Source organism: Streptomyces sp. NPDC111802 (genome assembly GCF_055634335.1).
The window spans coordinates 30,617-56,198 of sequence record NZ_JBVKCZ010000034.1 but is presented as its reverse complement, the minus strand read 5'-3'; the positions used below and the strand labels follow the sequence as shown (position 1 = coordinate 56,198).

The 25,582-nt window shown below is 70.3% G+C and carries 21 protein-coding genes; 10 read left to right on the top strand and 11 right to left on the bottom strand.

The window, feature by feature from the left end:
• Window positions 1–41: 41 nt before the first annotated feature.
• Both ACZ7NC_RS31665 and ACZ7NC_RS31660 read right to left on the bottom strand, forming a co-directional pair.
• Window positions 42–605: an HNH endonuclease gene (locus ACZ7NC_RS31665; protein WP_471493008.1), complete on the bottom strand. Its 564-nt coding sequence runs from the start codon at window positions 603–605 to the stop codon at window positions 42–44.
• Window positions 602–1,744, bottom strand: a complete 1,143-nt coding sequence (locus ACZ7NC_RS31660) for a GntR family transcriptional regulator (protein ID WP_471493006.1) — start codon at window positions 1,742–1,744, stop codon at window positions 602–604. Before ACZ7NC_RS31660 ends, ACZ7NC_RS31665 begins: the two co-directional genes overlap by 4 nt.
• Before the next feature lie 210 nt (window positions 1,745–1,954).
• Here ACZ7NC_RS31660 and ACZ7NC_RS31655 point away from each other — a divergent pair, with 210 nt between their 5' ends.
• Window positions 1,955–2,290, top strand: coding sequence for a GntR family transcriptional regulator (locus ACZ7NC_RS31655; RefSeq protein ID WP_471493004.1), 336 nt, complete (start codon window positions 1,955–1,957; stop codon window positions 2,288–2,290).
• Between the two features lie 159 nt (window positions 2,291–2,449).
• Window positions 2,450–3,700, top strand: coding sequence for an XRE family transcriptional regulator (locus ACZ7NC_RS31650; protein WP_471493002.1), 1,251 nt, complete (start codon window positions 2,450–2,452; stop codon window positions 3,698–3,700).
• Between the two features lie 1,215 nt (window positions 3,701–4,915).
• Here ACZ7NC_RS31650 and ACZ7NC_RS31645 read toward each other — a convergent pair.
• Window positions 4,916–6,250 (bottom strand): hypothetical protein, encoded by a 1,335-nt coding sequence (locus tag ACZ7NC_RS31645; RefSeq protein ID WP_471493000.1) that lies wholly within the window; start codon window positions 6,248–6,250, stop codon window positions 4,916–4,918.
• A gap of 673 nt (window positions 6,251–6,923) precedes the next feature.
• Here ACZ7NC_RS31645 and ACZ7NC_RS31640 point away from each other — a divergent pair.
• From ACZ7NC_RS31640 to ACZ7NC_RS31620, 5 genes are all read left to right on the top strand, one after another.
• Complete coding sequence (locus ACZ7NC_RS31640; protein WP_471492998.1) at window positions 6,924–8,141, top strand: NAD(P)/FAD-dependent oxidoreductase; 1,218 nt, start codon at window positions 6,924–6,926, stop codon at window positions 8,139–8,141.
• Window positions 8,142–8,218: 77 nt separating this feature from the next.
• Window positions 8,219–8,584 (top strand): Rv2175c family DNA-binding protein, encoded by a 366-nt coding sequence (locus ACZ7NC_RS31635; protein ID WP_031483328.1) that lies wholly within the window; start codon window positions 8,219–8,221, stop codon window positions 8,582–8,584.
• A gap of 259 nt (window positions 8,585–8,843) precedes the next feature.
• Complete coding sequence (thiE, locus tag ACZ7NC_RS31630; RefSeq protein ID WP_471492995.1) at window positions 8,844–9,506, top strand: thiamine phosphate synthase; 663 nt, start codon at window positions 8,844–8,846, stop codon at window positions 9,504–9,506.
• 195 nt (window positions 9,507–9,701) lie between these two features.
• On the top strand, window positions 9,702–10,625 hold the full coding sequence (gene metF / locus ACZ7NC_RS31625) for a methylenetetrahydrofolate reductase [NAD(P)H] (RefSeq protein ID WP_471492993.1): 924 nt from the start codon (window positions 9,702–9,704) through the stop codon (window positions 10,623–10,625).
• A gap of 57 nt (window positions 10,626–10,682) precedes the next feature.
• Complete coding sequence (locus ACZ7NC_RS31620; protein WP_471492991.1) at window positions 10,683–11,624, top strand: SCO2102 family sporulation regulator; 942 nt, start codon at window positions 10,683–10,685, stop codon at window positions 11,622–11,624.
• Window positions 11,625–11,652: 28 nt separating this feature from the next.
• Here the strand turns inward: ACZ7NC_RS31620 and ACZ7NC_RS31615 are convergent, their stop codons facing one another.
• From ACZ7NC_RS31615 to ACZ7NC_RS31595, 5 genes are all read right to left on the bottom strand, one after another.
• Window positions 11,653–13,167, bottom strand: coding sequence for a phytoene desaturase family protein (locus tag ACZ7NC_RS31615; RefSeq protein WP_471492989.1), 1,515 nt, complete (start codon window positions 13,165–13,167; stop codon window positions 11,653–11,655).
• Window positions 13,168–13,222: 55 nt separating this feature from the next.
• Window positions 13,223–13,837, bottom strand: a complete 615-nt coding sequence (locus ACZ7NC_RS31610; protein WP_471492987.1) for a DUF4126 domain-containing protein — start codon at window positions 13,835–13,837, stop codon at window positions 13,223–13,225.
• 407 nt (window positions 13,838–14,244) lie between these two features.
• Window positions 14,245–14,874: a TetR/AcrR family transcriptional regulator gene (locus ACZ7NC_RS31605; protein ID WP_471492985.1), complete on the bottom strand. Its 630-nt coding sequence runs from the start codon at window positions 14,872–14,874 to the stop codon at window positions 14,245–14,247.
• A gap of 23 nt (window positions 14,875–14,897) precedes the next feature.
• Window positions 14,898–16,982 (bottom strand): YhgE/Pip family protein, encoded by a 2,085-nt coding sequence (locus ACZ7NC_RS31600; RefSeq protein ID WP_471492983.1) that lies wholly within the window; start codon window positions 16,980–16,982, stop codon window positions 14,898–14,900.
• Window positions 16,954–17,739, bottom strand: a complete 786-nt coding sequence (locus ACZ7NC_RS31595; protein WP_471492981.1) for an ATP-binding cassette domain-containing protein — start codon at window positions 17,737–17,739, stop codon at window positions 16,954–16,956. The genes ACZ7NC_RS31600 and ACZ7NC_RS31595 overlap by 29 nt, the downstream gene beginning before the upstream one ends.
• 183 nt (window positions 17,740–17,922) lie before the next feature.
• Between ACZ7NC_RS31595 and ACZ7NC_RS31590 the strand changes: the two genes are divergently transcribed.
• From ACZ7NC_RS31590 to ACZ7NC_RS31580, 3 genes are all read left to right on the top strand, one after another.
• Window positions 17,923–18,495: an SAV_6107 family HEPN domain-containing protein gene (locus ACZ7NC_RS31590; RefSeq protein ID WP_471492977.1), complete on the top strand. Its 573-nt coding sequence runs from the start codon at window positions 17,923–17,925 to the stop codon at window positions 18,493–18,495.
• Between the two features lie 243 nt (window positions 18,496–18,738).
• Window positions 18,739–19,566 carry a methyltransferase gene (locus tag ACZ7NC_RS31585; RefSeq protein WP_471492975.1) on the top strand — a complete coding sequence of 276 codons (828 nt, stop codon included), beginning with the start codon at window positions 18,739–18,741 and terminating at the stop codon, window positions 19,564–19,566.
• A 291-nt stretch (window positions 19,567–19,857) separates the two neighbouring features.
• Window positions 19,858–20,250, top strand: coding sequence for a DUF3040 domain-containing protein (locus ACZ7NC_RS31580; RefSeq protein WP_471492973.1), 393 nt, complete (start codon window positions 19,858–19,860; stop codon window positions 20,248–20,250).
• Window positions 20,251–20,533: 283 nt separating this feature from the next.
• Here ACZ7NC_RS31580 and ACZ7NC_RS31575 read toward each other — a convergent pair whose 3' ends face one another.
• Genes ACZ7NC_RS31575 through ACZ7NC_RS31565 form a run of 3 tightly spaced genes read right to left on the bottom strand, consistent with a single transcriptional unit; the run spans window position 20,534 to window position 25,331 of the window.
• Complete coding sequence (locus ACZ7NC_RS31575) at window positions 20,534–22,921, bottom strand: transglutaminase TgpA family protein (protein WP_471492971.1); 2,388 nt, start codon at window positions 22,919–22,921, stop codon at window positions 20,534–20,536.
• Window positions 22,918–24,291, bottom strand: coding sequence for a DUF58 domain-containing protein (locus tag ACZ7NC_RS31570; RefSeq protein WP_471492969.1), 1,374 nt, complete (start codon window positions 24,289–24,291; stop codon window positions 22,918–22,920). Before ACZ7NC_RS31570 ends, ACZ7NC_RS31575 begins: the two co-directional genes overlap by 4 nt.
• Entirely contained in the window at window positions 24,291–25,331 is a 1,041-nt protein-coding gene (locus ACZ7NC_RS31565) for an AAA family ATPase (protein WP_471492967.1), read from the bottom strand. The genes ACZ7NC_RS31570 and ACZ7NC_RS31565 overlap by 1 nt, the downstream gene beginning before the upstream one ends.
• Window positions 25,332–25,582 lie beyond the last annotated feature (251 nt).

Sequence of the window (25,582 nt, the reverse complement as noted above, 5' to 3'; positions counted from 1 at the left end):
CACTGGTCGGGCCGATCCGTTCACGCGGCCGTTCATCGTGTTCACGCGAACACCGCCTCTCCGGTCGGGCCCACGCACGCCCGCACCGGCCGGGGTGTGCGCAGGCAGTCCGGCCGCACGATCGACTGCCGCACGGGGCCATGCTGGGTCGATTTCACGAGGTCAGCCATAGACCGATTCATCTCGCTATCCGCCAATTCGTCATCTCTCGTGTTAGGGGTCGGTCGGGACGTGACGTCGGGTGTGACGGGCGTCGTCACGCTGGTCAGAGCCGACTCGTGAACAGCGGCGAGTCGGGCCAACAGAGGCCAGTCGGCCGGGCGGACGATCGGCGCGATCGGGTCGGTCCACGCCAGCAGGACCAGGGCGAGGGAGAGCGGGAAGCGGTCGGCCTTGGCGTCGTTGCACGGTCGGCAGGCCAGCACGAGCGAGGACACCGACCATGAGCGCCAGAGGCTCACCGGGGCGATGTGGTCCACGGTGGCGTCCCGGAGCTCCCGGAAGGGGCGGCGGCAGTAGTAGCACTGCGCGCCGTCGCGGGCGGCGAGCCGCTGCTTACGGGCTCGCCGCCGGTGCGCGTTCAGGTGCGGCGCACGGTGGCTCACGCCGCAACCGCCAGGTCCCGGGCGGCCGTCGCGCGGAACAGCCCGTACGGGCGGATCAGGGTGACCAGACCCTCAGCGCGCAGCATGTTCATGGCCGCGCGGACGGTCTTCGCAGAGCACCGGAAGCGGGCGGCAAGGTCGCGCTCCGCCGGTACCCGCTCGCCCGGCTTCAGCGCCTCCACCTCGCCGCGCAGCGTTGCCGCCAGGGTGCGGGCGGCGGCCCCCTTCTCACGGAACGTGCCATGCATGGTGAGCTGCCCCGCCACCTTGAGCGAAGAAGCGGCGCTGTAAGCGCCCATGATGGCCAGACGGTCGACCCCGAGCCGGGCAGCGATCTGCTTGCTGTCCAGCCCTTCGGCCAGATGCATCAGCAGCACCTGACGCGGGAAGTCACCGATGCGCAGCAGCGCCCGACGCCGGGTGTCATCCAGCGTGGCCAGCGCCTCACGCTGCCAGGCCGGAAGGGACTCCAGCGCAATCGCCTCGCGTGCCATCTCCGGGTGGCACATCTGAACCCGCAGCAGGGCCGTTTCGACCAGCCGGTCACCGGTGTGCAGGCTGCACCCCAGACGCGACGCCACGACGACCTTCGAGCAGCCGTCCAGCCGCAATAGCAGCGCCTCACGCTCCCGCTCCGGCAGGTCGGCCAGCAGCCGCAACAGCTCCTCCGACGGCTCAGCAAGGGGCTGCGCCTGCTGCTCCTCCACCATCGGGGCCAGGACATAGGCGGTGATCGGGTCACTGAAGTCCATCGGCCGCTCGTACGACGACGACCGCTTGAAGTACTTGCCGAGCCGGTTCTGCACACGCACGCACAGGAAGGCTCGCGCGTCGCTCTCGCTCAGCGGCTCGGGGGCCAGCAGGTCCTTTGCGCCCGTCCGGGACACCTCAATCCAGGTGCACTGTGCGATGTCCTCCGCCAGCGTTTCGCTGGCCGCGACGCTGAAGCCGTAGCCGACAAGCTTGCGCTTCGCGTAGAAGACCAGGTAGCTGCCGTACCGCTCGTAGAGGGAGCCGAGACGCTGCGACTGCTCAGCCGTCAGCGGGATGTCCTCCCCCTGACGCAGCCGTCGGCCACCGGGACCATTGCCCTGGCGCGTGCCCTGCTCGGCCCTACGTTCCGCGATGGTTCCAGGCATGATGGATGTACCCCTTGAGGGTCAGGGAGCGGCTATCTGCTTGGCGGTGGAGGCCGCTCCTTGCTTTTCCTGGCGTGACCAGGACTTTTCGCGGAAATCACTCCCTACTCGGAGCGCCCCGCTTGCTGACTAGCTTGCACTAGTCTGCTGTGGTGCACAACCCCTGTGGAGTGGTGTGCACTAGTTCGCTGTGGTGGGTACGCTCAGGGCATGACTGTCACAGGAGGGCCCAAGCCCAAAGCGGTGCAGGTCGCGGACGCGCTTCGCGAGGACATCAAGCGGATGAAGCCCGGTGACAGGCTCCCGTCACAGCGAGAGCTCATCGACCGTTTCGGGTACGCGAGCCAGACCATCCAAAACGGGCTGGCCGTGCTCCGGTCCGAGGGGCTGGTCGTGTCGGCCGGGAACCTCGGTAACTTCGTCGGTGACGGGGCAGCTCCGCAAAACGACGTACGCGACGAGATCAATGAAATCCGCTCCCTGATTCAGGCGTTGGCTGAACGGGTGGAAGCACTCGAAGAGCGCTCCACCGTAAGTGGCGCGTGATCTGCAACCAGCATGCGAGGAACGGAGCGTGTGGCGTAAGTGACACCGAGGGGGCAGACGCGTGAGCTGGGGACATGTCCGGTGTCACCTCGGTGTCCCCTTCCCTGTCCCTGGGGGCGAGGGGCAAGACTCAGCGGGTAGGCACTCGGAGGAGGACGTATGAGCGACGACAGGCCCGCATGGGCTCGGCGCATCGCGGCCGAGCGGGCGGCTCGCGACTGGTCCCAGCGAGACGCGGTGAGGGCTCTCCGGGCCCACGCGAAGGAAGAGCTCCCCGCGGATGACAGCCTGATCCGGCAGTGGAAGCGGTGGGAGTCCGGACAGATCCCCAACGAGTTCTATCGGCCGCTCATCGCGGCGGTGTTCGGTACCGTGACGCACGCGCTCTTCCCCGCGCCGGCGCGTCGGGATGGGGACAGGGAGATCCTGGCCGCGAGCGGTATGGAGACGCTGGAGATCGTGAGCCGCCTCAACCGGTCCGACGTAGACGCGGCCACGCTCGATGCCCTGCGGATCACAACGGACCGGCTGTGCTCGGAGTACCCGTTCATGCCGAGCGAACAGCTCCTCATCGAGGGGCGACAGTGGTTGCGACGCGTTGTAGAGCTGCATTCGAAGAGCCTCACGCTCTCGCAGCACCGCGAGGTGCTTGCCCTATCGGGATGGCTCGCGCTCCTTGTCGGGTGCGTGGAGTACGACACGGGCGCCCGGCACGCTGCCGAGTCGACGCGGCAGGCCGCTCTATCGCTGGCAACAGAGGCGGACCACGCGGAAATCGCCGGATGGGCGCACGAGATGCGAGCCTGGTTCGCGCTCACCACGGGGGACTATCGCGGGGTCATCGCCGCGGCGCAGGCCGGAACCGAGCTGGCTTCGCATCAGGGTGTAGCCGTGCAGCTTGCCGCGCAGGAGGCTAAGGCGTGGGCCCGACTCGGGGACCGGCGGCGAGTTGAGGTGGCGCTCGACAGGGGGCGCAACCTGCTTGAAGGCATGCCGCACCCGGAGAACTTGGATAACCACTTCGTAGTGGACCCGGCGAAGTTCGACTTCTACTCGATGGACTGCTACCGCCTGGTGGGAGAGGACAAGCTGGCTCGGACGCTGGCTGAGGAAGTCCTGCGAGCAGGAACGGACTTCGACGGCATGGAACGCTCACCCATGCGCAACGCGGAAGCACGCGTCACGCTCGGTGTGACAGCCGCGCGGGAAGGCGACCTTGAGCAGGCGCTGATCATGGGGGAGCGCGCTCTTGAAGGTGACCGCCGGTCGGTTCCATCGCTAATCATGACCAGCCGCGAATTGGCGGCCGAAATGCGGCGCCGGTACGCCTCCGAGCCCGCTGCTCAGGGCTACCTCGCCCACCTGCACGAGTTGGGGCAGACAGCGCCCGGCTTTCTGCCACAGCAATAGACGGAACGGCCTACGGCCGCACGACCCTTGGCAGCTCGCTGCGCTCGCGCGCGACGGCCGCCGGAGCTCCCGAGCGCCATCGCGCGCTTCCGCCGGGCTCGTAGCGAAAAACGAAGAGGCCACCCCGCCGCAGGGGTGGCCTCTTCGGCATTCCGAAGGACTCAGCGTCCACAGCGTCCATAACCTGCCCCCGTCTAAGAGCCGCCCTGACCTGCGCAAACGCGCTCTTAGTAACTTTGCGTGACCGGACGCTGTGGACGCTAGCGGACGCTAAGTGTTTTGTTTAGCGTCCGCAGGAACAGTGCAGGACAGAGGGGGTGAGCAATGCCCGACGGACGCTGCGGACGCTATCTTCCCTCAACTCTCTAGTAAGAGAGTGAAGGGCGGCTCTTCAGGAGGGGGATCGTGGTGCGCACAGCCGTCTGCACCTCCTGAAAAGCCGTGGTGAGCCGCACAGAGCGGGAGGGGCTCGGCGATGGTCACCCAAGCCTGCCGACCGCCTCTTGGAAGGCCCCCGGATGGCATTCCAGGCGGGCGGGCAGGTCCGCCGCCCCTGAATTGCCGTCCTCCGTACGAGCAAGAGGAGCACCCCGGGCGGAGAGTGGTGCTCCTCTTGCTTGTACGGCGCGGTGTGCCGGGCTGAAATCCCGCCCGATTTGGGGTGGTTGCTGCCACGGGTTGCGTCGATGATGCCGGTTGACCACCTGCAACCATCTCTGACCTGCGAGTTTCCAAGTTTCCACGGGTTCCGGGCAGGGGGCCCTACGCGCACGCGCGCGTAGGGAGACGCGAACTGCCGCGTCACAGCGCCTCCGTGGGGTCATGGGCGGCCGTTCGCGCCTGCGGAAGTCTTCCACCTCGCGCAAGGGGGTCCAGGCGTCCTGGGGGGGGGCTCACGGCCTTCGCTCTGACGACGGTTGGCGCGCGAGCGTAGCGAGCGGCCAGGGAACACGCGGCCGTAGGCCGCTCCTTCATGCTCTTCCCCCGGGAGGCCGTCAACAGTGCCTTGCCGACGCCCGCTTGTCTTGTAGCTTGTCGCTTGTCGTGGGGAGGCAGGGCCGCACTGCGCGGGAGTCGAAGCAGGCTCTGACCTGCGAGCCGACAAGCGACAAGACAAGCGACAAGCCGCCCAGGCCCGATAGCGATCCGGCCGGCGCCTCTTTCAGAGGCGCCGAGCGGCACGATTCCGGCCCCCATACGGGAAAACCTTTAGGCCTACAAATCCGGCAATAGCGCCGGGTCCGCGTTCGGTTCCTTGGGCATCAGCTGGCATATGAACGCCACGACGAGCGGCTGCGTGGAGGTCATCGTGTCCTCCGCGCTGAACGCATGCGTGTACTTGCGGTCTGATGTCTTTGAGAATTTTCCCTGAGTCTTGAAGATCCAGAAGCCTGCGTTGGCGTCGATTTTGGCCTTCGTGGCGAAGGACGAACTACTCAAGTTGAATCCTTTGGTCGTCACCGTAAGGTTTCGTGCGACGATCATCTCGGTCGGAATCATCTGCCACTGGCCCCGAGTCAGAGGCGGGGCTGCCCCGTCAGAGAACAGGATGGCACCCGCATCAGGTCGACTCTTGGTGGCTCCTTCCCACCACCAGGCCCGGCTCATTAACAGGAAACTGTTAAACCACTGGGAGCGGTCCAAACGTATACGGGCGAGCTCGAATTCCACTTCGAGATTTTCCGAATGGAAGTCCTCGACGGCGCTCTCCTGTCCCCACTCGAAGTCTGCCTTTGCTGTCCAGAACAAGTAGCTGAAATTTGCTCCGGCACTGTAGCTTGTGCTGCTGTTTGTCGTGAACCGCGAGTACTCTGATTGTACTAGTTTGAACTTAGGCCATGTCTGGCCTGCGTCAAAGATGTTCGCGGGGTGGATGCCGACCGGGACAAAGTGGCGCCCTGTGCTCGTCTCGTTCTCTCCCAGGACATCGTCATATGTGGTGATGAGTCCATCCATCGTGGTCCTGAGTCCGAGCCGAGCGTAATACTCCACGGTCGCCCGAGCGCTTTCGTACTGAGACTTGTGTCCTTTCGCCAAGAACACTTCCCGTGCCGTATTGGCAGCCCTGCGGGCCGTGGTGACGGCCTGTAGCCACCCTGGTGTTGACCTTGGCGTTTGAAGGGCGCACTGGAGGTCCATGAGTGCATTTCCGTGTTCACTCTGGTATTCCAGGTACTCGTCGATGTGTGCGTCGACGTAGGCTTGCGCCTCGTCCAGCTCCTTTTTTTGGGCGTCAGTGAGTTTCACTCCCGCGACTCGTGCGTCCTTTAGCCATATGCTCCGATACGCGAACGCCATGTCGTCGGACCCGGCGTACCAGTTGTCCGCAGCGATAGGGATCGTGTTGACTTGTTGGGCGAATTCCTTGGCCGCGTCCGCGTTCGCGTCACCCGAGTAGGGAGGTTGTATGGTTGCCCAACTCATTTGCGACGGAATGATCGGCAATCCGCCACCCACGAAGGATATGAATGCTCCACGGGGGACCCCTCCGTCGGCGGTGAGGATCTTGAGGAGCTTGTTCTGAAGGGCCGTGGTGGCGGTGACTGACATGGCTGTCTCCTGCTTTCTCGAATCAACCCCGACCCCGGTGGGCGGTCCGGAGCGGACTGTTTTAGCCGCATGGGCCCATGCGTGCCGAACGCCAGTTTTTTCCCTTGGATGAATGTAGCGCCATGTAGAGGTATGTCCAGGTGTCTGGGTGTACTAATCGAGTCGTATATCTGAAGGGAATAGTGTTACTGGTGCGTCGACGGTGCAGAAGGGGCGAGTAGCTATAGCTGAGCGATTGAGCCGTCAAGTAGCTACGGGTTTCCGTTCTTGAACCCGAGCCTACGGCGGCATCTTGAGGCGTCCTTGCCAAAGTTCGCGGTGGGGATCCACGTACCCCAGGGGCCCGGCATCGGGGTGCGCGTCGGGCAGGGAGGTGGGTTCTTGCCGCGCATCATCACGAGGTCGGGCCCCTCGTAGTGATCAAGGGGGGCTTCGTGCGGACGCCCCGGTGGATCACGTACGGGGCCTCCTCGTGGGGCAAGCTCCTGCATTAGCGGGACAACCTCAGCACTAGAGGCTCTTCGAGGCCGAGGCTGGGCCGTCTGTGGGCCGTCCGAGGGTGGCCGACGACGACAGACGACGACAGGCGACGAGTGCTGCATCCCTGGTTACGGGGGCATCGCGTAGCCCATTTGCAGGTAAGCAGTACCCATCACGAGTCTATGGTGATCAGGTGAGCGAGCAGACGACGCAGTCGCAGCGGAGAGTGGTCGTCGCCGGCGCCGGCATGGCCGGTGTGCAGACGGCGGTCGCCCTGCGCGAACAGGGCTTCACCGGCACCGTCACCCTGATCGGCGCCGAGCCCCACCAGCCGTACGACCGGCCGCCGCTGTCCAAGGCCGTACTGCTCGGCAAGGCCGAGGGCTCCGCCTTCGACGTCGACTTCGAGGCGCTCGGCATCGAGCTCCGGCTGGGGCGCGAGGTGCTGGGCGTGCGCGTCGCCGACCACGAACTGGACACCGAGGCCGGGCCCGTCCCGTACGACGTCCTCGTGCTCGCCACCGGCGCCGAACCGATCCGGCTGCCGGGCGCGGAGGGCGTCCCCGGCGTGCATCTGCTGCGCACCCTGGACGATGCCGAGCGGCTGCGGCCGGTGCTCGCCCGGCAGCACGACATCGTGGTCGTCGGGGCCGGCTGGATCGGCGCGGAGTTCGCCACGGCCGCACGCGAGGCGGGCTGCGCGGTGACGGTCGTCGAGGCCGCCGACCGGCCGCTCGCGGGTGCGCTGCCCGCCGAGGTGGCCGCGCCGATGACCGCCTGGTACGAGGAGAGCGGGACGGTGCTGCGCACGCACGCGCGCGTGGAGCGCGTCGAGCCCGGCGCGGTGATCCTCGACGACGGCACGTGGCTGCGTGCCGGCGCCGTCGTGGTCGGCATCGGGGCCCGGCCCGCCACGGCCTGGCTGACCGGCTCCGGCATCGAGCTCGGCGCGTACGGCGAGGTCGTCGCCGACGACCGGCTGCGCACGTCCGTGCCGGACGTCTACGCGGTCGGCGACTGCGCGTCCTTCCCCTCGGGACGGTACGGCGAGCGGCTGCTGGTCCACCACTGGGACAACGCCCTCCAGGGCCCGCGCACGGTCGCCGCGAACATCCTCGGCGAGACCTCCGCCGTCTACGACCCCGTGCCGTACTTCTGGTCCGAGCAGTTCGGCCGCTTCGTCCAGTACGCCGGCCACCACGCCGCCGCCGACGCGACCCTGTGGCGCGGCGACCCGTCGGGCCCGGCATGGACGGTCTGCTGGCTGCGGGACGACCGCCTCGTCGCCCTCCTGGCGGTGGGCCGTCCGAGGGACCTCGCGCAGGGGCGACGGCTGATCGAGTCGGGCACGCCGATGAACGCGCGGCTGATGGCGGACCCGGCGAGGCCGCTGAAGGCGGCGACGGCGTAGCGCGTTGAGGCGACAGCGCCTCCCGGGTGGACCGGCCTGACTTCCGACTGTCAGTGGCAGATGGCAGGCTAGTTTCCGTGACCGAGATTGACGCAAAGATCGATGCTCTCGTCCCCGCCTGGCTCACCCTGCCCGACATCGCAGAGATGCTCGATGTCGAGGTGACCCGCGTACGGCAGCTGGTCAAGGAGGGCCAGCTCATCGCCGTACGCCGTGGTGAGAACCGCGCGCTGCACGTCCCCGCCGCCTTCATCGACGGGGACAAGGTCGTCAAGGGCCTGTCCGGGACCCTGACACTGCTGCGGGACGACGGCTTCACGGACGAAGAGATGCTGGAGTGGCTCTTCACCCCCGACGAGAGCCTGCCCGGCACCCCCGCGCAGGCCCTCAGTGAGAACCGCGGCACGGAGGTGAAGCGCCGCGCCCAGGCGCTCGCCGTCTGATCCGAACCAGCGAGTCCGAATATCGTCCGGTGTACGGGCCGGGGCCTGCGGGCCACGGCCACGGTCGGCTGCGGCCGGGTGCGGAACGCCCGCCGCGCCGGGTCGCCGGGTCCCGCGACCCGGCCCGTACGCCATCACAGACGGCACCGCCGCAGCCGCCGGCAGGTGCCGTCCGCGCGCTCAGCTCCGGCTACCGTGCCACCGTCCGGCACCCGCCCGACACACCCGCCCGGCAACCCGACCACAGGGGGCACACCGCATGTCCGACACCGTCACCGCAGGCAGCGTCCGCAGTCAGCTCGCCGACGCCCGGCTCTACCTCTGCACCGACGCCCGCAAGCGGCAGGGCGACCTCGCGGAGTTCCTGGACGCCGTGCTGGCCGGTGGGGTCGACATCGTGCAGTTGCGGGACAAGGGCATGGAGGCGGCCGAGGAACTGGAGCACCTGAGGGTCTTCGCCGACGCCTGCGCCCGGCACGGCAAGCTCCTCGCGGTCAACGACCGTGCCGACGTGGCGCACGCCGCGGGCGCCGACGTCCTGCACCTGGGCCAGGGCGACCTCCCGGTCCCCGCCGCCCGTGCCCTCCTCGGGGACGACATCCTGATCGGCCGCTCCACACACGCCGACGCCGAGGCCGACGCGGCCGCCGCCCAGGACGGCGTCGACTACTTCTGCACCGGCCCCTGCTGGCCCACCCCCACCAAGCCCGGCCGCCACGCCCCCGGCCTGGACCTGGTCCGGCACACCGCCGCCCTCGCGACGGACCGCCCCTGGTTCGCCATCGGCGGCATCGACCTCGGCAACCTCGACCAGGTGCTGGAGGCGGGCGCCCGCCGCGTCGTCGTCGTACGGGCGATCACGGAGGCCACGGACCCGGGTGCCGCGGCGGCCGAGTTCGCGAAGCGGCTGCGGCAGGGGTAGCTCCAGCTCGGACGGCCGCGCCGTACGGGGCCGTCCGACCGCGCGTCTCATCCAGTGGTCACGGCGGCAGTGTTCCGGTGAATTTGGCGCCCGGTTCGGCCCCTGTTTGTCCAAGGAGTGGACAACAGGCCGACAAATCGGGCAAATGTCCGGTGTCCGGTTGGGGGACCGAGGACCCCTGGCTAACCTGCGAGTATGGCCCTCGGCACCGCATCCATCAGGTCGGACCACGCTCGTACCGTGCGCGACATGCTCGCGACCGGCAAGACGACGTATTCCTTCGAGTTCTACGCCCCCAAGACCCCGAAGGGCGAGCGGAACCTGTGGAACGCCCTGCGCCGGGTCGAGGCCGTCGGACCCGACTTCGTCTCCGTGACCTACGGCGCGGGCGGCTCCACCCGCGCCGGGACGGTCAAGGCGACCAAGGCCATCGCCTCGGACACCACGCTCACGCCCATCGCCCACCTCACCGCCGTCGACCACTCGGTGGCCGACCTGCGCAACATCATCGGCCAGTACGCCGACGCCGGGATCCGGAACATGCTGGCGCTGCGCGGCGACCCGCCCGGCGACCCGCTGGGCGACTGGGTGCGGCACCCGCAGGGCCTCACCTACGCCGCCGAGCTCGTCGAGCTGATCAAGGCGTCCGGCGACTTCTGTGTGGGCGTCGCGGCCTTCCCCGCGATGCACCCGCGCTCCGCCGACTGGGAGACCGACGTCGGGCACTTCGTCGACAAGTGCCGCGCGGGCGCGGACTACGCGATCACACAGATGTTCTTCGAACCGGAGGACTATCTGAGGCTGCGCGACCGGGTGTCGGCCGCCGGCTGTGACACCCCGATCATCCCGGAGATCATGCCGATCGCCAGCACGAGGACACTGGAACGGATCCCGTCCCTCACCAACGCCGCCTTCCCGGCCGCCCTGAAAGAGCGGATCCTCACAGCAAAGGACGATCCGACCGCTGTACGCTCCATTGGCATCGAGTTCGCCACGGAGTTCTGCGCTCGGCTGCTGGCCGAGGAAGTGCCCGGACTGCACTTCATCACGCTCAACAACTCCACGGCTACGCTGGAAATCTACGAGAACCTGGGCCTGCACCACCCACCGCAGGCCTAGACCGGTCGTCCTGGCATACGTCACACTGCGTAGGCGGCCAATGGGAGAGGGGCGTACATGGGCTGGACGGTCCTCTACATCGCGTTCGGCGTCGTCGCGCTGTGGCTGCTCGGCGAGGTGCTGCTGCAGTACAAGGCGAGGCTGCGCTGGCGGCTGCTCGCCTTCGCCGGCTTCCTCGGCGTCGTGGTCGGGGTGCTGATCCCGTCCGTCATCGTCATCGGGCTGGGCGCGGCGGCGTTCGCGATCGGCCAGACCTACGTCACGCTGTCGTTCCGCCGCGGCTTCTCGGCCGGCTGGGCGGTCTCCGCGCCCGCGCTGGGCCCCCTCGGCAGCAAGCGCCGCCGCGACGAGCCGGAGCGCCAGGAGCCGACCCTGGAGGTCTCCGACCTGGAGGCGTCCGAGGGCGGATTCGCGGGCGGCGAAGCCCAGTACGGCCCGGACGGCTACGGCGACGACTACGACCGCGACGACGTCTTCACCCCCACGCGCGCGCAGCCCTCGGCAGCGGAGAGGACCGCCGTCTACGAGCCGCAGCCCATGCCGGAGGACACCGGCTCCTACGGCATATACAACGGCGCCGCCTACGCCGCCGCCGACCAGAACTACGCGGCCGCCGGCCAGCCCCAGGACCAGTACGCCACGGCCGACCAGGGCTACGCGTACGACGCCTACGCCGGCTACGACCAGCAGCAGTACGCCTACGACCCCAATGGCCAGGAGCAGTACGCCGCCTACTCCGACCCGTACATCGGCACCCAGACCTACGGCGGCGCCTCGTACGACGCCTACGGCCAGCAGCAGTACGGTCAGCAGGGCTACGGCCAGGACCAGTACGCCACCGGCACCTACGGCGAGACGACCCCGCCCGGCGGCGTCTGGGTCCCGCAGCAGCGCACCGACGAGGCGTACGGCGGCGAACTCCCGCCGGAGCAGCAGTACCCGTACCAGGGCAACGGCCCGCAGCAGGAGCAGGGGTACGACGAGCAGTACCGTTTCTGAAGGTCTCTGACGGCCTCGGCGAGCGGGATCACTGAGAGCCCCGGAACTCCGGTCCTTCCACGATCAGTCCGGCCACCAGCGCGCCCGACATCCCTGCGTGCGGGAGCCCGCCACCGGGGTGGGACCAGCCGCCCACCGTGAACAGGCCGGATATGGCGGTGCTGTTGGACGGGTGCAGCAGACGCCCCTCGGCCGCGGCCAGCGCCGGTGCCGGAACCGCCCCGCCCTCCGCGCCGGTCGCCTCCGCGATATCGGCCGGGGTGCGCGCCTCGTGCCAGAGAAGTCGCTCGCGCAGGTCCGGCACGGCACGCTCGGCGACGTCGATCAGGTGTTGCGCGTGCCGAATGAGGATCTCCGGCTCCGCCGGGCCCGCGTCGGGCTGCGCCGGCACCGTCGCGGTGAGGGTGATCGCCTCATGGCCGGCGTCCGGAACCAGCGCCGGGTCGTCGGGCCGAAGAACCGTGACCGTGCTGCCTGTGGTCATGTCGCCGGAGCCGCCGAACAGGGCGTCCAGCTCGCTCTGGCGGTCCCGCGCATGCACCACCGTGCGGTGAGCCGTGCCCTCGGGCCGGCCGCCTCGCAGCGCCAGCAGGACCGTCAGACGGCTCGCCGCCGCGTGCTGGGGCGCGACCTCGCCCTCGCCTCGGATCGCCGTTCCCCGGACGAGGCGGCCCAGGACTCCCGGTGCGACGCCGGAGACCACGAAGTCGGCCTCCGCCACTGTCCCGTCGGCGAGCTCCACCCCCGCCGCCCGGCCGTCCTTCTCCAGGATCCCGGCGACCTCGGCACCGAAGCCGAACTCGACCTTCCTGGCCACGCACCGCTCGTACACCGCCCGCGCCAACTCCCGTATGCCGCCCCGCACATACCAGGTCCCGAAGGCATGCTCCAGGTACGGCAGTACCGCCGCGCTCGCCGGGGCCGCGCCGGGGTCCAGGCCGTACGCCAGCGCGTGGCTCTCCAGCAGGGCGATGAGCCGGGGGTCGCGCAGCTCCCAGGCGCCGACCTCGGCGAGCGTGCCGGCCCGGCGGGTGCGCAGGAGTCGCTTGTGGGGGACCGACGGATAGGGCTCGCGCTCGGCCAGCACCTGCCAGTTCGGCCACAGGGGCTCTTCCAGCAGCGGTCTGCGGGTGCGGTCCCAGGCCTCGCGGGCGCGGACCAGGAAGTCACCCCAGCGACCGCCCGTGCCGGCGCCCAGGGCCTCGTCCAGGGCGGCCACGACACCCGCGCGCGAGGCGTTCGGCAGCGAGACCTCGGTGCCGTCCGCGAAGACGTGCCGCGCGGACGGGTCGACCTGGACCAGCTCGACGCACGCCTCCAGCGGCTCCTTGCCGGTCTTGATGAACAGGTCGCGGTACACGGCGGGGAGCGGGAGCAGCCCCGGGCCCGTGTCGAAGCCGAAGCCGTCGCGCTCGAAGCGGCGCACCGCTCCGCCGTACGTCTCCGTGCGCTCGTACACCGCCACCCGGTGGCCCGCGACCGCCAGCCGGGCAGCGGCCGCCATGGCGCCCATCCCGGCGCCGATCACCGCAATCCTTGCCATGCGTGGGACTTTATCGGCCGGCACTGACAACGGCGCACTGACCTCGCAATACGGCTCAGCCGGGCCGCTGCGTCACCGCCTGGGCGAGCCGTTTCTCCGCCCGCCGCTCGGCCCTGCGGCGCAGGAAGCGACGGATCCGCGACACCAGGAAGCAGAGCAGGAACAGCCCGGCGAACAACAGGGCACCCGCGACCACGGCCGCCGCCACGGGATGGAAGATCGCGAGGGTGATGATCGCGGCCACCCCGAGATCCTCGGCGATGCTCACCACGACGTTGCTGAACGGCTCGGGCGAGGTGTTGACCGCCATCCGCGTCCCGGCCTTCACCAGGTGGCTCACCAGCGCCGTGGAACCGCCGACCGCCCCCGCCGCCAGCTCCGGCACCGACCCGCTCTGCCCGGCGAGCAGCGCGGCGACGACCGCGCCCGCCACCGGCCGGATCACCGTGTGGACCGAGTCCCACGCCGAGTCGACGTACGGGATCTTGTCGGCGACGGCCTCGCAGAGGAACAGCACGCCGGCCGCGATCAGGACGTCGGGCCGCTGCAGCGCCTCGGGCACCTCGTCGCTCAGCCCCGTCGCACCGAATATGCCGAGCAGCAGCACCACGGCGTAGGCGTTGATGCCGCTGGCCCAGCCGCTTGTGAACACCAAGGGGAGTACAGACACGGGGGCGATCGTAACCAGTCGGCGACGCAGGGTCTTGGGGGTGCGTACGCAGCTCTGAGTACCCGTACCTAGCCGGTGAGATGAGTACGCGCGCGGATGGGGCGCGACCTGCGTGAACGAGAGAGTGGAGCCACGGAGAAGGGGATCGGCTCCGCACCGGCGACACGGGGCGCCGGAACGGAGCGTCCCCGGATCCGCTCCTTCCGCCGGCCCGGCGTCGGCGGAAGTGAGACCGGGGGACCCGGGGGAACGACCGAACGGGGGTCCAGGGGGACACGGGGGAACGGGGGGCCCGGGGGAGTACGGGGGAAACGGGGGAGCACGAGAGGGCGCCGGTTCGAGGTGGCCCGCGGGGGACGCGGCCACATCGAACCGGCGCTTTCGTGTGTGTATGTGCGCCGGACGCCTCAGGGGCGTCCGCTCACCCGGCCCTGCAACAGCCGCGACAGCGCCGCGTGCACGTCGTCCAGGGAGCGTTCCGGCTGGAAGGACTGCCAGTCCAGCGCGGCCACCAGGACCATGCCGACCAGGGCGGCGGCGGTCAGCGGGATGTCGATCTCCTCGCTGAACTCACCGCTCTCCACGCCCTCGCGCAGCACGCCCTCGACGACCGCCACGGCCTGCTGCCGGACCACCATCAGCGTGGACTGCCAGGCCCGGTTCGTCCGCCACAGCTCGGCGACGTAGAGCTGGGTGAAGGACGGGTAGCGGTCGATGAAGACCAGCCCGGCGCGGATCATCGCGTCCAGGGCGTCCACCTTGCCGCCGCCGTCCCGGGCGGTCTGTTCGGCGGCCTCGCGCAGGGAGGCGGTGAGAAGGCCCACTCCGTGCCGCAGCAGCTCCTCGAAGAGGACCGACTTGCTCGCGAAGTTGTAGTAGACCGTGCCCTTCGCCACCCCGGCCCGCTCGGCGATCTCGTCGACGGTGGTGGCGGAGAAGCCCTGCTCGGCGATGAGCGTGACGGCCGCCTCGTAGAGCTTCTGCCGGGTGGCCTCACGGCGTGTGCTGCCGCCCGACGCGGCGTTGCTGCTTTCCATGCGCCTGATTGTCCCGCGCGCGCTCACAGGCTCAGCTCCGGGTGCAGCCGGTCGAGCGTCCACACCTGGCGGCGACGGGCCGACAGCGCGGTCAGCGCGAGCGCGCCCGCGGTGAAGGCGACGAGCACCACGCACGCGTGCCACACCGGTCCCAGACCGCCGCCCGTGATGAGCCTCCTGAGGGCCTCCACGACGTAGCTCATCGGGAGGAAGGGGTGCAGCGCGTTGAAGAAGCCCGGACTGGTCTGCACGGGGTAGGTGCCGCCCGCGGAGGTCAACTGGAGCATCAGCAACGCCAGGACGAGGATCCGGCCCGCCGCACCGAAGCGCGCGTTGAGCCACTGCACGATCGCCGCGAAGCACGCCGTCACCAGGAACAGGAAGCCCACCGTCCCGGCCGCCCGCGCCATCTGGAGCCCGACCGCCCAGTGCAGCACCGACATCAGGGCCACCGTCTGGAGCACCCCGATCGCCACCACGGGCAGCCATCCGGCCAGTGCGATCCGCCACGCCGGGGCGCCCGCGGCGAGCGCGCGCCGGTTCATCGGCGTGATCAGCATGTACGCCACCATCGCGCCCACCCACAGGGACAGCGGGATGAAGTACGGGGCGAATCCGGTGCCGTAGTTGGGCGCCTTGTGCATGTCCTTGGACAGGAGCTGAACCGGGTCGGCCATGACCTCGGTGCGCTGGTCGCGGTCCTTCTTGTCGTAGTCGGGGATGCGCCCCGCTCCGTCGTGCAGCCCGTCCGAGAGCTTCCCGGAGCCGTCGACGAGCTTGTAGATGCCGCCGTTGAGGTCGTACGCGCCGGTCCTCAGCTTGCCCACACCGGTGTCCAGGGCGGCCGCACCGGTCCGGGCGCCGCCCAGCCCCGAGTGCAGCTTCTTGGCGCCCGCGGCGACCCTCGCGGCTCCCTGGTTCAGCTTGTTGACCCGGGTGACGGCGTCGTCGAGGTCCTCGGAGAGGCGCGGCGCGCGGTCGGCGAGCGACTGGGCCTGCTTCTGGAGGGTGGCGAGGTGCTTGTCGAGCTTCTTCAGGTCGCCGTGCTGGTCGGCGATCAGTGTGTTGAGGTCGTCGGCGATCGTCGCCACGTCCGCGGCCGACTGCTTCGCCTTCTTCAGGTCGGAGCAGGCCGGGTCGGGCAGTACGGCGTCCTCGCAGCGCGCCTTGTAGATCAGGTTCAGCGCGTCGGACGCCGTATGGGCGCCCTTGGCGGCGGCCGGAGCGCGCTCCACCAGGTCGTCGAGGTTGTTGCGGATCGCTGCGGAGGAGTCGGCGACCAGCTGGGCGGTGTCGCCGATGGTCTTCTCGTTGTCCTTCAGGAGCGGGCCGATCTTGGCGTCGACGCCGTTGACCTTGTCGGCGAGGGTCTGCGTGCCCTCCGCGACCCGCTTGGAGCCGTCCTCCAGATCGCCCGCGCCCTTGTTGAGCTTCTTCAAGCCGGTCGACAGCTTGCCGCTGCCCTCCTTGGCGTCCTTCAGCCCGTCGGCGAGGTCCTTGGAGCCCTTCTCCGCCTTCCCGATGCCGCCTTCGAGCCGGTCGGCGCCGTTCGCGGCCTTGACCGTCGCGCCGTGGATGTCGGAGAACGACACGAAGATCCGGTCCAGGAACGACCGCGACGCCTTCGTGGACGCGGCCTCACGCACCTCGCTGAAGACCGTCCGCGAGATCTGCCCGACGATGTAGTTGTTCGCGTCGTTCGTACGCACCTGAAGGGCGCCCGTCTCCGGCACGTCACCCGCGCTGGAGGCGATCCGCTCGCTGAAGTCGGACGGCATGGTCAGCGACAGGTAGTAAGTGCCGTTCTCGACGCCCTTCTTGGCCTCGGCGGCACTGACCTCGCGCCAGTCGAAGACATCGCTCTCGAGCAGCCCCTTGGTGATGTCGTCGCCGGCCGTGAGCTTCCTGCCCCCTACGGCCGCCCCCTTGTCGTCGTTCACGAGCGCCACGGGGATCCGGTCGAGACGGCCGTACGGGTCCCAGAACGACCACAGGTAAAGGGCGCCGTACAGCAGGGGCAGCACCAGCAGCGCGACCAGCGCGGCACGCGGCAGCTTCCCCCGGCCGAAGCGCCTCAGCTCAAGCGCGGCCAGCCTCGGCGAGCGCATCGGCGGCCTCCTTTCCGTCGGAATCCGGGTCGTCCTGCGTCTCATCGGTGTCGTCGGTCGCCGCCTGCGTGGACACCTTGACCGTGCCGTCCGGGGCCTCGCTGCACACCGCCACGACCGTGGTCCCGGCCTCGGCGATCGACTTCAACAGCGCCCAGACCTCGGCTCGTTCGGCGTCCGAGAGCTTGAGGTCGGTGTCGTCGACACCGAGCAGCCGGGGGCGCCCGATCAGGGCCAGCGCGACGGACAGCCGCAGCGCCTCCGAACGCTCCAGATCCCGTACGGCCGTACGGGAGCCCTTGGGCAGCGACTCCCGGTCGAGGCCCGCGGCCTTCAGCGCCGCGTGGATCCGAAGCTGTTCCTCCGCCTTCCGCTCGGCACGCGGGCGCATGAGCCCGCGCAGCGAATCACCGAACCGCCGCTGGAGCAGCGCCCGTTCGTGAAGGTGCTCGGCGACGGTCAGGGCCGGGTCCAGGTCGGTCACACCCGGGACATGGGCCAGGGCGCTGACGCGCCGGACCGCCGCCATGCGCTTGGGCAGTGCCGCCCCGCCCACGGCGGCGGTGCCCTCAGTGGGCTTCATCCGGCCCGTGAGGGCCAGCAGCAGGCACGTACGGCCGGTGCCGGACGGCCCCTCGATCGTGATCAGCGAGCCGGGCTCCGCCTCGAAGGAGACCCCGCGGAACGCCCATCCGCGGGGCCCTTCGAGCCCGAGGCCCAGGGCCGTGACGCCGACTCCGGTCACGGTTCCCCCCATCCCTGCCCCCATTCCCCAATGTGAAATGAAATTTGAACTGACTGGTCAGTGCAAAATCTAGCCCGAACTCTCGATCGAAGCAAAGGCGCAGGTCAGAACGGATTGTCAGTGCCATACCTCACGATGGGCACATACGGCATCCCGTATCGGGCATGCCGTCACACAGACGACAGGAGGTTCGTCATGGCCAGCTATCACGCAGCAGCCGCCCGCCGGCGCCGCGCCACCGGCCCTGCCCCCTCACTGACCGGCCCGGCGAGCGATGTGCACCCCGTGCTCCGCCGGACCACGGCCCCGCCCGCCGCCCTCGACCTGCTCGCCCAGGCCCGTGCCGGACTGGACGAGGCCACCGTTCTGGAAACGCCGAACGAGCGCTATGCCACCGCCCATCTGGCCGCCCTGCGCACCGCCGCCGCCGTGCTCGCCGCGCGCGGGCGCCCGGAGCCCACGTCCAGGCGGCGGGCCCGCATCAGGAGCGCTTGGGAAGTGCTCCCCGAGATCGCGCCCGAACTCGCCGAGTGGAGCGCCCTGTTCGCCTCGGGCGCCCGGCGCCGCGCCCGGGCCGAGGCGGGTATCCAGGGCGCGGCCAGCCGCCGGGACGCCGACGACCTGATACGCGACGTGGCGATGTTCCTGCGCCTCGTCGAGCGGATGCTGGTGCTCCAGCCGGTCCTGCCCCAGCCGCGCCCGGACGCGGACGCGGAGGAGGCGGGCAGCGCGGCTCATCGGCGCGACGACATGCCGGACGCGGGCTGACGGGGACCGGCCGGCGCCGTGCCGCACCGGGGGGCGACGCCTGGTCGCGGCCCCTGATCGCCGCTCTGCTGTCCGCCGTGCGAGACGGACGGCGTCGCGTGGCACCGCGATGACCGGGTGGGACGTCGCAGGCAATAGGGTGGAGGGCGCCTGAAGCCTTCCCGTCCCCGTGACCCGGCCCGGGAAGGCAGCCCGTTCGCTCCGCCGTGCAGACGGCGGTGCCGCGCCGAGGAGTCAAACGCCGTGTCGGACCCGATGCGCCCGCCCGTCTCCCACCACCACCCTCAGACGGCGTCGCTGCGCTCCGAGACCTCTCGGCCCCGCGCGGCGCTTCGTACCGCCGTGGTCTGGGAGGTCCTCCAGGACGCCCTGGACCGCCGCGTGAAGGCCACGGGTCGCCAGGCGCTGGACGTCCTCGACACCGGTGGCGGCAGCGGCAACTTTGCCGTGCCCCTGGCCCGCCTCGGCCACCGCGTCACCGTCGTCGACCCCAGCCCGAACGCACTCTTCGCACTGGAGCGACGCGCCGCCGAGGCCGAGGTCGCCGACCGGGTGCAGGGGGTGCAGGGCGATGCCCACGGCCTGTTCGACGTGGTCGAGCGCGGCGGGTACGACGTCGTGCTGTGCCATGGCGTCCTGGAGTACGTCGACGACCCCGCCGAGGGCCTCCGCAACGCCGTGGCCGCTCTGCGCCCCGAAGGCGTCCTCAGCCTGCTCGCCGCCGGCCTAGGCGGTGCCGTGCTGGCGCGGGCCCTTGCCGGCCACTTCAAGGAAGCCAAGCAGGCCCTCCAGGACCCGGACGGCCGGTGGGGGCAGGGTGACCCCATGCCGCGCCGTTTCACCGCCGAGCAGCTCACCGGGCTGGTCGAGCGGGCCGGGCTGAGGGTCGGTGCCGTGCACGGGGTGCGGGTCTTCGCCGACCTGGTTCCCGGGGTGCTCGTGGACACCGAGCCCGGGGCGCTGGAGGCGCTGCTGAAGCTGGAGGAGGCGGCGGCCGAGCTCTCCGCCTTCCACTCGGTGGCCACCCAGCTCCATGTGCTCGGCGAGACGGGAGAGACCCCGGAGGGCTGAGCCGCTAGCTGTGAGCATGCCGCAGGGAAGCGCCTTGATCAGGGACTTGGCTGCACATGGAGTACACCACAGGCCCCCCGATCGGGCGCGCGTCGCCGTATGATCGAGGGAGACCGTTCCGGCATGACGGGTCGGCCGCTGGGGAATGAAGATCTCAGCGAGCCGGGGCGTCCATGCCGGAGCCCGGTTGGCCAATTGGCGTAGAGGGGCGGGTTTCACGGGGGCGATTCCCTGCCTATCCTGAAGGGACCCCCCGGGTCGCCCCGGCGACTGCACGATGAGGAGGACTCCGTGCCGCTCTCGGAGCACGAGCAGCGAATGCTCGAGCAGATGGAGCGAGCGCTGTACGCCGAAGATCCCAAGTTCGCGACAGCGCTTGAGGGAAGCGGGCTGCGTACGTACACCCGGCGACGGGTCTACCAGGCGGTCGCGGGCTTCCTCGTAGGTATCGCGCTCCTCATGGCTGGAATGGTCGCCAAGCAGGTGTGGCTAAGCGTGGTGGGCTTCCTCGTCATGCTGGGCTGTGCGGTACTCGCGGTGACCGGCTGGCGCAAGGCCCCCAAGCCGGGCGAGCAGCCCACCGGCGGCCCACAGGCCCGCCGCCAGCCCCGTCAGAAGCGCTCCCTGATGGACCGTATCGAACAGCGCTGGCAGCGCCGCCGTGACGAACAGGGCGGCCATTAGCTCGACGAGCAGCTCCTAGGCAGACGCAGGGGGTGACCACCGGTCGGTGGCCACCCCCTTACGCATGTCCTCCCAGGCGTGACCGGGCCGTCACCCTGGTGTTGTCCGGGTGCCGAGGGCCTGCGCAGGGTCGGTCGGGCCGCGGCGGCGCGCCGTTTGAGGTGGGTCCACGAGTCGGTCACCGCCCACACCCCTCGCGCACTGGACCGTGCAGGCCCTGGCAAGCGGGCTTCGGAACCGTCCGGCGCCAGGCACCAGCCCTCGGCTCTGCTTCGGCGAACCGTCACCCCTGGTGTTGTCCGGGTGCCGAGGGCCTGCGCAGGGTCGGTCTGGCCGCGGCGGCGCGCCGTTTGAGGTTGGTCCACGAGTCGGTCACCGCCCACACCACCCGAGCACTGGACCGTGGGGCCAGCCTGGCGCGCAGGTTCGTCGTCCAGCCGGACTTGGACCGGAGGTCGGACCGGACGCGGCGCACGTCCTCCGCGAGGCCGGCCGTCGGCCGGGGGCTCGGGGCGTAGAGGACCTGTTCCACCGCGTCGGCGACCCGGTGGACCGACGCCGCGGCCGGTGGGTCGAGGTGGCCCAGGCGGACGATGCGGGCGGCCGTCTTGCGAGGCGTGTGGGAGTCGTCCGGCGGGATGCCGAAGTCCCAGGCGGTGTCCGTCAGTTCCTGCCAGACCGCCAGTGTGTGGAGCGATACCTCCGACTCCGTGCGGCCATGCGCTCCCAGCCGTACGGCTCTTGCCCGCAGCCGCCACAGCATCGGCGCCAACGGGATCAGCAGCGCCGCGGCCCCGCCGAGCACCCACGCGAGGAGGACGTACCACTTCGGGCCGTCGCCGCCGGCGGCGATCGCGGCCTCGGGGGACTCGCTGGCGCACAGCTCCGGCTTCTGCCCCGCGCAGCTCTCGCTCGTCGAGGGAGTCGCGGACGGTCCCGCGCTCGTCGACTGCGAGGGCCGCGCCACGTCCGGGAGCGTGGAGCCGGGCGTGTCCGACTGGGTGTACGACGGCACCGAGCCACGGGTCGGCGTCGGCTCGAAACGGGTCCAGCCCACGCCCTCGAAGTACAGCTCGGGCCAGGCGTGCGCGTCCCGCAGTCCGACCGAGACCGAGTTGTCGCCCTGCGGGGTGCCGGGCGCGAAGCCCACCGCGACCCGGGCCGGGATGTCCAGCGAGCGGGCCATCGCCGCCATCGCGAAGGAGAAGTGGACGCAGAAGCCCTGCTTGTCCCGCAGGAAGTTGGCGATGGCCCGGGGGCCGCTGCCGACCTTCACGTTGGTGTCGTACTGGAACCCGCCCGTGCTGGCGAAGTACTCCTGAAGCTTGACCGCCTGGTCGTAGTGACTGGTCGAGCCCTCGGTGACCTCGCGCGCGGTCCGGGCGACCACCGCGGGCAGCGAGTCGGGCAGCTTGGTGAACTCACGCTTCAGCGCGGCCGGCGGCTCAGGCGCACCCGCGAGCTGCTCCGCCGTCGGCTGCACTTCGAGGCTGCGCACGGTGTACGTCACCCCGCGAGTGGTCTGGCGGCGGTCGCCCACGACCGTCATGCCCAGCGGTTCGTACCGCCACTTGCCGTCGACGTCCACGCCGCTCGGCGGGTACGGCATCGGCAGCCAGTTCTGGGCGTACCAGTCGGCGGCCGCGACGGTCGTCTCGATCTCCGCGCGCCGGACGTCGGGGCCGAGGCCGAAGGGGGTGGGGAACTTGTCCGGCACGGCCTCGATATTGCGCTTGGAGGGCTGCCAGGTGGTGCCGTCGAAGTCGTCCAGGGACACGATCCGCAGGTACAGGTTCGACAGGTCCGAGGTGTTGGTCTTCAGGGACAGGACCTCGCGGTCCTCGTCCACGTTCAGACTGTCGCGCAGCGACACCAGCGGATTCACCGCGGATATGGTGCCGCCGTTCCCGCTGCCGGGGCCCACCCCGGTGCCCGCGGCGTCCAGCAGGCCGCCGTTCATCGAGGGCAGGGCGAGCGGCACCGCCAGGGCGATGCCCAGCGCGACCACGCCGATGCGCCGCCCGGTGCGGACCGGGGCCACCGCAGCGCTCGGCTCCACGCCCGGCGTCCTGGGCGCCCCGCCGAAGACCCGGCCCCACTGCGAGAGCCGGTCGCGGCCCTCGGCCAGCAGCAGCATCAGATAGCCCATGGCGGCGACCAGGAACCACAGCCAGTCCGCGCCGCCGTCCGACAGCCCCGCGGCCACCGAGTACAGCGCCAGCAGCGGCAGCCCCGCCGGCGCGGCGCTGCGGAACGTCACCGCGAGGGTGTCCACCGCCAGGCCGATGATCAGGACGCCGCCGATGAGCATCAGCCGGATGCCGTCCGACAGCGGCGCCGGGATCGAGTACCGGCTGACGTCGTCCGCGCCGCTCTGCAACAGATCGCCGAAGTGGGCGAACGCCTCAGGACCGGGGATCACACCGATGATCGCCTGCTGGTTGGCGAAGGTCAGGGTCAGCAGCATCAGCGCGACCAGGGCCTGCGCCGCCACCGTCAGCGGCCGGGCCAGCGGCACCCGCCGGGTCGCCATGCCCACGCCGGTCTGGATCGCCAGCAGGAAGATCGCCTGCATCAGCCAGGTGATCGGGGAGACCAGTGGCAGCAGGGCGCACGCGGCCATCAGGGTGGCCGCCGCGGCGCACAGCGCCATCCGTGTCCGCCCGCTCATGCCGCTCCCCCCTCGCCGCGCACGCCCCCGGCCGCCGCGGCGTCCGTACGCGCTCGGTCGGCCCGGCGCCACAGCTCGTCCAGCGAAGCGCCCCGCGGCACGCTCAGGGCCGTCCAGCCCGCCTCCCGCAGCAGCCGAAGCCGCTCTTCGTTTCTGTCCAACGCGCCCGGCACATCGGTCGGTTCCCGCACCCAGGCCCCGCTGTCCAGCACGAACGCCACCGCGCCGCCGCTGCGCTGACGCATCTTGGCGGCCACGGTCGCCTGCTCCTCGTCGAGGTCGCCGAAGAAGGCGACCAGCAGCCCCTCGTTGCCGCCGCGCAGCACGTCGTACGCCCGCGACAGGCCCGTACCGTCGGAGTGGTCGATCACCGCGAGGGTGTCCATCATCAGCCCGGCCGCGTCCGCCGACTCCTGGCTCGCGCCCGCGAACCCGTCGGTGCCCTCGCCGGGCACCGAGCTGCCGGTGTCGGTCAGCAGCCGGACGGAGAAGCCCCGCTCCAGCATGTGGACCAGCGCGGACGCCGTACCCGAGACGGCCCACTCGAAGGCCGAGTCCGGGCCGGCGCCCCGGAAGGCCGTGCCCCGGGTGTCCAGCAGCACCGTGCAGCGGGAGCGCTGCGGCTGCTCCTCGCGGCGCACCATCAGCTCGCCGTAGCGGGCGGTGGAGCGCCAGTGGACGCGGCGCAGGTCGTCGCCGTAGCGATAGCCGCGCGGGATCACGTCGTCCTCGCCGGCCAGCGCCAGCGAACGCTGCCGGCCGTCGCCGTACCCCTTCGCCTCGCCGCTGAAGCGCACCGGCGGCAGCGGCTCCATGCGCGGGATGACCGTGAGGGTGTCGTACGTCGAGAAGGAGCGGGTCAGCTCGCACATGCCGAACGGGTCGCTCAGGCGCAGCTGCAACGGTCCCAGCGGATAGCGGCCGCGCAGGTCGGAGCGCACCCGGTAGGACACGTCGCGGCGGCCGCCCGGCTCGACCCGGTCAAGCACGAAGCGGGGGCGCGGGCCGAGGACGTACGGCACCCGGTCCTGGAGCATCAGCAGGCCCGTGGGCAGCCGGGAGACGTTGTCCATCCGCAGATGCACGCGGGCCTCGCTGCCGGCGGGCACGCGCGCGGGGGAGAGCCGGCGGCTGCCCGCGACCCGGTAGCGGGTGCGGTACAGGACCGTCGCGCAGACCAGTGGGAGCACCGCGAGCAGCAGGCCCACGCGCAGCAGGTCGCTCTGGCCGAGGACATAGGCGCAGATGGCGGCCGCGATGCCGGCGGCCAGGAAGGAGCGGCCGCGCGTGGTCAGCCCGGCCAGTGCCGTGCGGATCCCGCTCTGGTCGCCCCGGTCCGCCTCCGCCTGGCCCGTACTGCCGGAGGTCATCACAGCCTCCGCGGCGGCTGCTGGCCGTATGCCGCGGTGCCGCGGCCGAGGCCACCGAAGCCGCTCTGCTGCTGCGGCGCGGCGGGCAGCGAGGTGCGCTGGAGGATCTCCTGGACGACCTGCTCGGACGTGCGGCGGTTCAGCTGGGCCTGCGCGGTGGGCAGCAGGCGGTGCGCCAGGACGGCCACGGCGAGGGCCTGCACGTCGTCCGGGAGCGCGTACTCCCGGCCGCTGAGGGCGGCCGACGCCTTCGCCGCGCGCAGCAGATGCAGCGTCGCGCGCGGGGAGGCGCCGAGTCTGAGGTCGGGGTGGGTGCGCGTGGCCGCGACCAGCTCCACCGCGTACCGGCGGACCGGCTCGGCGACGTGCACACCGCGCACCGCGTCGATCAGCTTCACGATGTCGTGCGCGTGCGCCACCGGCTGCATGTCCTCCAGCGGTGAGGCACCGCCGTGCACGTCCAGCATCTGCAGCTCGGCCTCCACGCTGGGGTAGCCGACGGAGACACGGGCCATGAAGCGGTCGCGCTGGGCCTCGGGCAGCGGGTAGGTGCCCTCCATCTCGACCGGGTTCTGCGTGGCCACCACCATGAAGGGGCTCGGCAGCTCGTAGGTCTGCCCGTCGATCGTGACCTGGCGCTCCTCCATGGACTCCAGCAGCGCGGACTGCGTCTTCGGCGAGGCGCGGTTGATCTCGTCGCCGATCACGATCTGCGCGAAGATCGCGCCGGGCTTGAACTCGAAGTCCTTGCGCTGCTGGTCCCAGATGGACACACCCGTGATGTCCGACGGCAGCAGGTCCGGCGTGAACTGGATGCGTCGCACCGAGCAGTCGATGGACCGCGCCAGAGCCTTCGCGAGCATGGTCTTGCCCACGCCCGGAACATCCTCGATCAGAAGATGTCCCTCTGCGAGCAGTACGGTCAGCGAAAGCCGTACGACCTCGGGCTTGCCCTCGATCACACCCTCCACGGAACTGCGGATCCGCTCCACAGTCGCGGTCAGATCAGTGAGGCTCGCTCGATCGTCATAGGTCGTCACCCGGCCCTCCTCGGCCCGTTCTTTCCGGGCCGACGCATGTCACGCGGACCGGCCCACCCCTGGAACACGGACAGCACGCGTGAAACGTTCCGCGTGTTGCCACACTGGCATTCTTGCTGCCGTTACCGATTCGTGTCACTCGCCTGTGGACAACTGCCCGCGTTATGTCGCGTCTTACGGCCTTTTGGGCACGCCCGAGCGCACATTGACAGCGAAACGACAGGTACGGCGGAAGGTCACGCGGGATTCGT